Source organism: Spiroplasma endosymbiont of Atherix ibis, from assembly GCF_964020005.1.
In the GTDB taxonomy this organism is placed as follows: Bacteria; Bacillota_I; Bacilli_A; order Mycoplasmatales; family Mycoplasmataceae; genus Spiroplasma_A.
In genome coordinates this window covers 441,561-452,613 of record NZ_OZ026474.1, presented here as the reverse complement: position 1 = coordinate 452,613, position 11,053 = coordinate 441,561, and the positions used below count along the sequence as shown (strand labels likewise).

At 23.3% G+C, this 11,053-nt stretch carries 10 protein-coding genes; all 10 read right to left on the bottom strand.

The annotated features are described in order from the left end of the window. Positions 1–25: 25 nt before the first annotated feature. Positions 26–301 carry a post-transcriptional regulator gene (locus tag AACK92_RS02495; protein WP_339021629.1) on the bottom strand — a complete coding sequence of 92 codons (276 nt, stop codon included), beginning with the start codon at positions 299–301 and terminating at the stop codon, positions 26–28. An 88-nt stretch (positions 302–389) separates the two neighbouring features. Continuing rightward, entirely contained in the window at positions 390–2,051 is a 1,662-nt protein-coding gene (locus tag AACK92_RS02490; protein WP_339021627.1) for a YitT family ABC transporter, read from the bottom strand. Positions 2,052–2,119: 68 nt separating this feature from the next. Then, the gene (locus AACK92_RS02485) at positions 2,120–2,542 is read right to left on the bottom strand and encodes a hypothetical protein (protein ID WP_339021626.1); all 423 of its coding nucleotides are present in this window, start codon (positions 2,540–2,542) and stop codon (positions 2,120–2,122) included. A 78-nt stretch (positions 2,543–2,620) separates the two neighbouring features. Further along, positions 2,621–4,156 carry a cytoskeletal motor fibril protein Fib gene (fib, locus tag AACK92_RS02480; protein WP_339021624.1) on the bottom strand — a complete coding sequence of 512 codons (1,536 nt, stop codon included), beginning with the start codon at positions 4,154–4,156 and terminating at the stop codon, positions 2,621–2,623. Positions 4,157–4,622: 466 nt separating this feature from the next. Continuing rightward, positions 4,623–4,985 carry a PCC domain-containing protein gene (locus tag AACK92_RS02475; protein ID WP_339021622.1) on the bottom strand — a complete coding sequence of 121 codons (363 nt, stop codon included), beginning with the start codon at positions 4,983–4,985 and terminating at the stop codon, positions 4,623–4,625. Between the two features lie 9 nt (positions 4,986–4,994). Further along, on the bottom strand, positions 4,995–6,662 hold the full coding sequence (locus AACK92_RS02470) for a hypothetical protein (RefSeq protein ID WP_339021621.1): 1,668 nt from the start codon (positions 6,660–6,662) through the stop codon (positions 4,995–4,997). 23 nt (positions 6,663–6,685) lie between these two features. Next, positions 6,686–8,224 (bottom strand): AAA family ATPase, encoded by a 1,539-nt coding sequence (locus tag AACK92_RS02465; RefSeq protein ID WP_339021620.1) that lies wholly within the window; start codon positions 8,222–8,224, stop codon positions 6,686–6,688. 266 nt (positions 8,225–8,490) lie between these two features. After that, positions 8,491–9,858 carry a DEAD/DEAH box helicase gene (locus AACK92_RS02460; RefSeq protein WP_339021618.1) on the bottom strand — a complete coding sequence of 456 codons (1,368 nt, stop codon included), beginning with the start codon at positions 9,856–9,858 and terminating at the stop codon, positions 8,491–8,493. A 40-nt stretch (positions 9,859–9,898) separates the two neighbouring features. After that, positions 9,899–10,423 carry a tRNA (cytidine(34)-2'-O)-methyltransferase gene (locus AACK92_RS02455; RefSeq protein WP_422397884.1) on the bottom strand — a complete coding sequence of 175 codons (525 nt, stop codon included), beginning with the start codon at positions 10,421–10,423 and terminating at the stop codon, positions 9,899–9,901. A 6-nt stretch (positions 10,424–10,429) separates the two neighbouring features. Next, positions 10,430–11,035: an RdgB/HAM1 family non-canonical purine NTP pyrophosphatase gene (gene rdgB / locus AACK92_RS02450; protein WP_339021614.1), complete on the bottom strand. Its 606-nt coding sequence runs from the start codon at positions 11,033–11,035 to the stop codon at positions 10,430–10,432. Between the last annotated feature and the right edge of the window lie 18 nt (positions 11,036–11,053).

Sequence of the window (11,053 nt, the reverse complement as noted above, 5' to 3'; positions counted from 1 at the left end):
TTTTCGTTGATATTCAAATTAATCACTATCTTTCTAAAATACTTTTTAAATCAATTTCAATTGAACTACTTTTATCTAATATTGCACTAATATTTAGATACTCGAATATTTTATTAATCTTAATATTCATAATAAAAAACGATAAATCATTCAAATCAGTAATTTTATTATTTTTGAATATTATCTCTTTTAAATAAGAGAACAAATCATTAAAACTAATCTTTTTATATTCTTTCCTTAATTCAGTTAGTTTTAGATCTAACATTTTATAAATAATATCTCTTAAATAAATATTGTTCATTAAATCACCACTACTTTCCTAATTATAAACAAAAAAAATAATAAATTAACTAATTTTGCTAAATAATTAAAAAAAAATAAATAAAAATTTATTTTTTTTCTAATTCTGATTTTTTTGATTTATTTTTTCTTTTTTGATTTTTCTTAATTAATTTTTCATTTTCTTTATATGCTCTAACAATAGCAATTTGTCTAATTTTTTCCTTTTCAAGCTCATCAGTTTCAATTTTTGTTCTAATAATATCTCTATCATCATTCTTTTTAATTTCGTAATTAAATAATCCCTTAATAGTTTTTGTATTAATTGCATTGACTTTAGCATGAGGATCAGCCATAAAGACTTTTTTTTCAATTTTTTCTCAATCCATCACGGACATAGCAACCATAATCACACTTCTATGTAGATAGTTCCCATTAATTCTATTTATACTATCTCAAGTTAAAATATCATTTTGAAAACCATTATCTAATAACATTTTATTAATTTCTTTTGGTACATTTGTTGTAATCATATAAGTTCTCACTGTATATTTTGGATAAAAGTAATTTGTTGACATTCCAGCACACATTACAAGAGTAAATGATGCAAACAATGATGGTCCAAAGACAAACAATATTTTAATTTTTGCAACTAAACCTTTATCAATATTTGACAAATCAGTTCCATATCCATTTTTGCATACAAATTCAACTAAATAATTATATTGATCTTTTGTAAAAGTTGAAGGCAATCCAGTAGGAAATCAAGCTGCAAAAACAGGGTGATTTGTAGTAATTCCATCTCCTATAATATCTCCATTTTTCATTGCATAGTTTCACATTGATTCTATTAATTTTTGATTATTAATATAATTTCCATTTTGTAGAATATCAATTTTAATATCTGAATTAATTAATTCTAAAGGAATAATAAGTGTATTTAAAACAATAACACATGCCAAAATAAATAAATTTACTTTTCTATTTAATGATCCTAATGGTTTATTACTTTTATTTGAAAAATAAACTGTTAAAAAATCTAATCCTCCACTTGAACCACCAATTTTATAAACAATTGAATATGAAAAACCTAATAATATACCACCTAATGAACCAAAAATAAACAATCATATACCCGTATTTCATGAATCTGGTGTTCTTGAAATTAATTGAAAATTAACAATTAAATGAAATTCTTTAGGATTAATATATGGTAATGCTTGAAAAATTTGGTCAAAACCAATTTGCAAGATTACAAATAAAAATGTTGTAAAGGTAAATTTTTTACCTAATTTTATATAACCAAAAATAAATAAAGGGATATTTATTATTAAATAGTAAATAAAATAAAAAGATGATTGCATATCAACTTGGTTCCTACCTGGAAAAGTTAAAGTAGCAAAAAAACGAGCAATCGCTCCTAATCCTGCTGGAAATAGTCCTGCTCTTCCTGTAACAGAAATAAAATAGTCAAATGTTAATGCAGTTAGAAAGGCAGCAAGAAAAATTTGAAAAAAATCTTTAAAAAATTTAGTTCTAAAATATTGCTTAACTAAAAGTTGTTGTTCTCTTTGAGACATTACCTTATTTTCAAAATTAAGTAATAAATCTCTATCAATTGTATTACCTTTATTAAGTTCTTTAGCTAATTTATTAATTGTTCTTTTTTCTTGTGTTGATTGAAATTCTACTTTTTGATCTTTTAGCATTTCATCAACTGAATCTGATATTTCATTGCTTAACTCATTCATATCTACTTTATTTTTATCCATTTTTTTTGTTCCTTTACTACTTCAAAGTCAGTTAATCTTATACTGGTTTAATAAATAATTTTATAAAACTATTTTTTTATTTTGTTAATTATACTTGATAATCCTTCAGTTTCATATTTTTTCTTTTGTCTTTGCAAAAGTAATTCTCTTAAAACATCAGCATCATAAATTGATTTTCCTTCATTTTTAGCTTTTGAAATTATATCATTTTCAACTTTTTTATATGGATCAACTAATTTTAATTGATTATTTTTCTGTTCAACTTTTTTAGCATGTATTATAATTGAACTTAAATCTGTTGGATTAAAATCCTTTTCATCATCATTATATTCTATTTTTAAATCTAAATTATTAGAGTTATTTTTATTATTTTCTAAATTTTCATTATTTTTAAATTCTAGTATAGCTAATTCAAGCAATTCTTCCATAGCAAGACTAACAGTATCATCTATTTGATTATTAGATATATTTTTAGTTTTTTTATTAGCCATAAAATTTCCTCTTTTTATAACAATAACTATATACTAAAAAATAAAAAAAATCACTACAATAGTGATTTTTAATAGTTTCTATAAGTTTTTTAAACGAACTGTAACTTTAAATGATCCTACTTTTAATGGATCATAGTCATTTCTAATAATGTCTACAACTGTATAAGTTTTTTGATCTTTTGCTGAGTAACCTGCAAATACAATTGGTTGATTTGCTTTTGTTTTTGTTTGAACAAAAATTGGTAATTTTGAAGAACTTACTGTTGGTATTTTGAAATAAACAACAACTTTTTCGTAAGGTGATTCAACCTCTGCTAATTGTGTATTTAAATATTTTACAAATTCATTTGCTACTAATTTTGAACCATGATGTGGATTTTCTACAAATTCATGTGTTACATTATGTGTAATATAGAATGAAATTGCTGCATCAACAGTAACTAACAAGTGTTTTTTAAGTACTGTTGCTCCATCATAAGTATATGATGATTTATCTTGTGAAAGATCAGCAATAACTTTTGAAACTGCTTTACATACATCTTCAATTGTGTAAATTTTTGCTGCTTTAACATCATATTTAGCTGATTTATTTCATAATAATTCATCATCGTTTACACTAATATTTGTTAAAAACATCATTTTACGTAATCATTTTTTAGGAGCATTTTTTCATTCATCTTCTCCTAAAATTACTTTACTTGGTCCTTCATCTTCAATTTTAGTTTTCATAACTTCAACAATATCAATTGCTTCAGGAGTAATTCCTTTTTTATCAACTAACATTAATGATGGTCCTAAACCTGAAATTAATGATGCTACATTTGATTTGAAACGTGTTGCTCATGCATCGTGTTCCATTTCAAATAATTCGTGAATAACTTCTAATTCATCATTTGATAATTTTGTGAAATCTAATACATATTTTGATGATAATAAGTTAAATAATCTTGCCAATAAATACTTTAAAGTATTAGTTGTTTCATAGATTTTAAATTTATGTAATGGATCATTATCTCATGGTGATAATGCATTGTTATACATAATTTTCATTGTCATAAAATTAAGACTTGATTTTTTAGCAATTTGAACTAATGCTCCTGCTTCTGTATCAATTACGTCAATTGTTTGACCATATTTGTCAACCATTTCTTTGAATTGTTTTGAGTTATAAACTAACATATCAGCAGTACCTACAATACCATCTGATACACCTAATTTAAAGTTTTTAACTTGACTTGCAAATTCAGTATTAAAAGCATAAGCTTCTGGTTCATGAACTATTTGTCCATATTTAATATCTTTAAATACTGTCAAATCTGCATCTCTATAGATGAATTTTGTAGACATAACTGTATCTGTTGTATCGAACTTATCATTTGTTGATAAAGCTAAGTCAACGTTTATTACTGTCTCTAAATTTGAATATTCTTCCATTAAATAAGTAATTGCCATAGCGGCATTTGCTTTTCCATAACCGATTGTAGCAATTATGAAAGATTTTCCTCTATATTTAACATGTTGAATAACCATATTTCTTCACCAATATTTTTTTACATTTTTGATTCCTGGACGATCTTTAACTGTAAAGTATGCTGTTGAAATAATACCTATCATTTCTTAGTCACCTCTTATTTTTTTCTCTATTACCTCTATTATTTGCAATATAGTGCAAATATAAAGATTAAATTAATTATACTAAAATCTCTGGAAAAACACTATATTTTTATGGAAAAAATAAAAATTTAGTTTAAATTTAGTTTTTTAATATAAAATATAATAAAAAACTTTATTTGTAACTTATTTTATTAGTTACTTTTAAATTAATTTAATATTTTTTATTTTCAAAATTAACTTCATACAAATATTTATCAATATCAACTCCAATTTTTAAAAGAATCTTTTTATTTTTTAAAAATTTCTAAGTCATAAATACTAGTATTGAACTAATAGTTACAATATAAAAAATAGTTACTAGCAAATAAATGACTTTATTCATTTATTTAAAGTTTTTATTAATATTAATAAAAAAAATAAAAGTCCTATAAAAATCAATATTAAAATATTGATTAATTTTTGACTTTTATTCAGTTTTATATATTTCTAAAATTATATTGAAAAAATTTATAACATTTCCTTTAATTAACCTTCCTTGATGACGTTCAAATTTATCATCAACTGAAGTTATCATTATAGAAGGTTCACGATTATCAATCATTCCATTTATATTTGTAACAGTTATCAATCCCTCTTTTAAAATTTTTGATAAGAAGAATGGATCTGATTGTGAAAGAACTCCATATTCAACTCTTTCTAAATAACCATATCCAGATATTTTTGCATCAATTAACTTATACTCTCTTATTATATTTTTAATTTGAGCTTCTATTTCTTCACCTTGTTCTAAATAAACTACAAGTAAATTAGATTTTTCTCTTACTATCATTTTTATCTCCTATACTTTTGCTTGATGCTTTTTTTGCTCAAGTTCTTTTAGTTTTTGTTTTTGTTTTTCTAATTTTTTTGATTTAGGAACATCCAAATGTATTTCTCTAAAACGTTTTTTATCTCTAATTGTATTTAATTTATTAATTTGTTCATCACGATAAGCAACTTCTTCTTCTTTAAGTTCTCTTAAATCTCTTAAAGTTTCATTTAATGATTTAACAATTTGATTTGTTGCAAATGGATCATTTGGATCATAATACATTATGTTATCAAATACTTCTTGAGTTTCAATATTTGGCATCGTTCCAACTACAAGAGAATGAAATCTATTATAATTATCCTTTAAATTTGCAATTTTAACTCTTGTTGAATTTGGAAGTGAATTCATCATAAAATCTGAGATAAATAATAAATCAGCTCTTTTAAAGTCTTCTGAATGCATTTTTTCAATAACTTTTTCAAATGCTGGTTTAGCATTTGTTTTACCATAAAATGACTTAGACAAAAACTCTAACATTTTTTGAATATTTACATTTCTTCCTTTTATTGTAAATTCTTCAACATGTTGATTTGCAAAGTTAACAAAAATCAAATCCCTATATTCTTTTAAGGCAACTTTTGCAACAGCAATTGAAAGTGCTTTTGCAATATACTCTCCAGCTCCTTCCATAGAACTTGATGTATCTATACAAATAATAAATTTACCTTGTTCTAATGGAATAGGTGCTTCATATTCAACTTCTTCAATTTCATGATCAATAATATTTTCATTAGATTCAAATAAAAACGTTTGTAATTGACCTTCAACAAATTTTTTATAAAAAATTATTTCTAATTCTTCATCAAAAAGATTTGCAAATTCCATTGGCAATAGTCGTTCTAAATCTTTTGAAACAGTTAAACCAACAATTTCTTCTGGATTATAAGGTAATTTAGCTTGTGTAGGATAAGTAACAACTTGCTCAATAATATTAATTTCCATTAAATCATCTTCACCATTTAATCTACCTAACATTTCTGCAATTATTAATATAGAAGGATCTTTATATAGAGATTCTGCAAATCTAGCAATTGATTCAATATTTTGGTTTCTAAGTTCATCTTCAATATTTGCAAATTTTCCAAAAACATCATACATAGTATTATAAATTTTTGCATATTTACCATAATTTTTAATAATTGAATAAATCTCAACTAAATAATTGTATCTTAAATCTTCAACAGCTTTCATTCTATAATCAACAATTCTTTTAGTTAACATAAAAGTTCAAGTCTTAAAAAACTCTGTTAATCAATCTCTATCTTTCAACTCTAAATAACCATTTTCAATTTTTCATCTCATTGTATCAATATAAGTTGAAAATGGTGAATCAAATTCTTCAAGTTTATTTTGAATTAAATTTAAATTTTGTGAAAAACTAACTTCATCAAATTTTTCAGAAATATAATTGTAATAAATAATTTCTTTTCTTATAGGTTCAGGTAATTTAATTTGTTTAATTGTTGATAAATTAGAAGCAGAATAAAAATTATTAATTTTATCATCTAATTGTTCTGCTGCATATTCATGTTGTTTTTTAAAAGATAGAAATTCACTATTATTAAGATCTTTTCTTCTAAGTTTCTCAATTTCTTGCTTGATTTCACTTATTGGGTTTTCTAGATCAAAATGCATAATAGTCACCTTCTTTTAATTAATTACATTTCCATATCAAATTCTAAATTATCAATATCACTTATTAATTCATCAGCTTTTTCTTTTTCTTTTTCCAATTGTTTTTTAGTTTTTGTATCAAAAGATTCTGCTATTTTTTCATTATAAATATCTTCAAAAAATATACAATTCATATTCATATACTTTTTATACTCTTTAAACATTTTTGCAGAAATTTCTTTATATTGTTTTTCCAAACCTATAATTTGATCTGCTAAGCTAGTCATTTTTGCATTAAACTCTGATGGATTATCATTTTGTAATAAATATTTTTTGTTTTCTCTAACAAATAAAATTTGATCTGATTTATAAGCTTTAACTAAAGTTTTTTGACTTCCTGCATATTTATTTAAATTTGCTCCAAAGTGTAAATCAACTTCAAACTCTTCATTTGGTAAATTTCTAATTTTATTTCAATCTCCTGCTGAAATAAAGCAATACTTGTAAGTATCTCCCCCATCAGTAAAGTTAATGAAATAATAAGTACCACTAAGTGCTCCTTTAAATATATCTGTATATGGTGTAAGTCTTAAATATTGTGCTTCAATTTGTCCAACTTGAGAGTTAATAGAATCAATTTGATTCATTAAATTTTTCTTTTCATTTCTTCATTCTAATCCAAATTGTTCTAAAAATGCTTGAAAGAAAATCTTAAAATATTGTTTTTCTTGTTCTTCATTATCTCAAATGCAATAAGGTATAACAAATAAATCTGCTATATCTGTTTCTGATCGTCCATTATAAAATGCACTAGTTTTTATTAAACCAGATATTTTTTTTCAACGTCTATCTGAAATATATGCTTGTCCATTAGTATCTTTTAGTAGTTTTTTTCTAAAGTAATGAATAAAATCTAACGATTTTCTACTAATTTTTATTTGTTTAGATTGTTTTTTTCAAATTTCTAATTCTTCAATAGAAATTTGTAACTTAGGATCAACATCAACATCAAGTGAAGATTCTCCATCAAGTAATTGTTCAAAGTTTTCTTGTTTTTTTAATCCTTTAGCAATATATCTAATAATGAAACGATCAAATAAAGCTTCCAATCCTTCACCTTCTGCAGGTAATTCATTAGATGCTGAAATTAAAAGTTTTAATGGCACTTTTATATCAGATCCACCATTTCTAAATATTTTCTCATTAATAATTGTAAGTAAAGTATTTTGAATACTTGGACCTGCTTTTCAAATTTCATCTAAAAATCCTACATTTGATGAAGGCAAATAACAATCAACAACTCTAACATATTTTCCTTCTTTAAGTAATCTTAAATCTATTGGACCATAAATTTCTTCTGGTGTTGAAAATTTACTCATTAAATATTCAAAATTTGTTCCATCTTTAATTGCAAACTTTAATCGACGTGAAATCAATGATTTTGCAATTCCTGGTTTACCTAATAAAAATATAGATTCTTCTCCAAGCAAAGCAAGCATTGCAAGTCTAAAAATTGTTTCTTTTTCATAAACCTGATATGAAATTTCTGATATTAATTTTTTGATTCTCTGTGTGATATCCATAATGTACCTCATTTACATATAATTATAAAACAAGAACTAGTTATTGTTTAAATAAAAATAAAAAAAAGAATGAAAAGATTATTTTTTTTATTTTTTTGATATTAGATTTAAAGATTATGTTAAAATTATTTTGTAAAATAATTTCAAACTTTTTATTTTATATTTAGAAAAAATATTAAGTTCTTCTTTTAAATCTTAAAAAATTAATTCTCCATTACCTATAATTTTTGCAAAGTTATCAATATTATAGAAACTTAATATTTTTTTTAATTATCAAATAATTCTTCTCTACGTTTTTTATACTTATCTTTTTTAATTTTTGCAATTGACTCTTTAATATGTTTTCTTCTAATTTCTTTTTTTACTTGATCAACTTCAGCTTTTCTACGTTTTTTATATCCTGGTTTTACTTTTTTATTCTTATACTTATCTATAATTTTTTTTGTTTCAATATTTATTGGTAAATCTACATTAAATTCTTTTTTCTTTTTAATTACATTTACTAATTGTAATTGATTATTTACAAGTTTAAAATTTTCAAATTGAATGCCTTTTGATTTAAGTTCATCAATTTTATACTGATTTGTTGAATTAAATAAAACATAGCTCTCACCAGAATATTGGTTTCTCCCTGTTCTACCACTTCTATGAATATAATAATTAAGATCCTTTGGTAAATCTATTGAAATTATATGACTTACACCATCAATATCAATTCCTCTTGCTGCAACATCTGATGCCACAATTCATTTAAATTCTCCATTTTGAATTCTTTTTTGCATATTTATTCTTTGTCTAGAATCCAAATCTCCATGAATTTCTGCAACATTTTTAATTCCAAACTGATTTAATAAATTTATTATTGGCTTTATTTGATCTTTCTTATTTAAAAAAATCATACAAATATATGGATTTATTGAATTTACTATTATTCTTAAAATATCTTTATTTTCTTTATTTTTTGTTCAAATAATAATATGTTTTATATTTTTGTTTGTAGGATTTGAATCCATAGTTTCAATAAAAATTGAATTTAAAAAATATTTTTTTAAAAATGGTTTTAAACTATTATCAATTGTTGCAGAAAACAAAGATATATTAACATTTTTGTTCATTTTTGAAAGCATTAAATCTACTTCATCAATAAAACCAAGATTAAAAATCATATCACATTCATCAATAACAACATACTTTGCAGTAGTTATAAATAAATTACCTTCTTCATACATTTTTTTTAATCTTGTAGGAGTTCCAATAACTATTGTTGGTTGTTTTGTTTTAACATTTTGAACTGATTTTTCAATATCATCTCCACCTACAAATAAAGCAACTTTTGCTTTATCATTAAATTTTAAAAGTTCTTTAGTATTTTTAAAAATTTGTCTAGCTAGTTCTCTTGTTGGAGTAACAATTAAACATTGTATTTTATTTGTTTCATTATAGTCAATATTATTTAATATAGGCAATAAAAAAGAGTGAGTCTTTCCTGTTCCTGTATGTGATTGTGCTATTACTGACTTATGCTTCTTTATAAGAGGAATAACCTTTTCTTGAATTTTTGTTGGATAAATAAAATTTATTTCTTCTAATGCATCATTTAAAAATTTTTTAAATCCAAAATCTGAAAATTTCATATTGTACCTCCTATTTACATACAAATTTTATTATAACTTATTAATCTCTTTCAAGATAGTCTTCTCCCTTTTCTACTTCAACTTTTGACAAGTCTAAGTAATTTCATTGCCTTAAAACTTCATATGTTACAATTCCCATTGAATTTGCAATATTTAAACTTCTTCCACTAGCAATCATTGGTATTCTAAAACACTTATCAATATTATTTTTTAATATACTTTTTGGAATTCCTGTTGATTCTTTTCCAAACATTATAAATATTTCATTATCTATCTGTGAAAAATCAAAATCACTTATTGGTTTTTTACCATATCTTGTCATACAAAATAAATTAGGATTTTGATTTACATCATTAAAATGATTTCAATCATCATATCTTAAATATTCACAACCTTCAAAATTATTTGCACTACTTCTAGCAAAGTTTCTTTTATCAAAAATAAAACCAAAAGGTTCAATTAAATGAAGCTTGGCATTTGTTAATGCACATGTTCTCATAATAGCTCCTACATTATCTGCTATTTCTGGTTCAAACAAAACTATATTAATTTTTCTCATAACTAACTCCTTTTAAAAATAATTATTATCTTTTAAGTATTTTCTTAATTTTCCAATAGAAATATTTCTATGTGATATTAGATTTTTTTCCTCTTTTGACATTTCTGCAAAAGTTTTATTACAGTCATCAGGTTTAAAAATTTTATCATAAGCAAAACCATTTTCACCAATTTGTTTAGATACAATTACACCATTTATAACTCCTGTAAATATTTTTTCTATATTCTTATTATTATCAATAAAAGCTATAGATGATGTAAAAAAAGCTCTTCTTTGTTGGTCATTTAATAATCCATTTTGTAGTAACTTTTCTAAAAGCATATTATTTATATTATTTCAATCTTTTTCAGGATTAGCTCAACGTGCTGAATAAATACCAGGAAAGTTGTTTAATTCAGGAATGCTTAATCCTGAATCATCTGCTATTATAATTCCTTTTACTAATTCTGATAAAACTTTTGCTTTAAATAAAGCATTCTGTTCAAAAGTTGGTTCATTCTCAGGAATATCAAGATTACTTTTTAAATCACTTAGAGATTTAATTTCCATTTCAGGTATAAGTTCTTTTAATTCTTTTATTTTGCTTTCATTTTGTGAGGCAAATCATATTACATTCATCTAATTAACTCCTTTTTC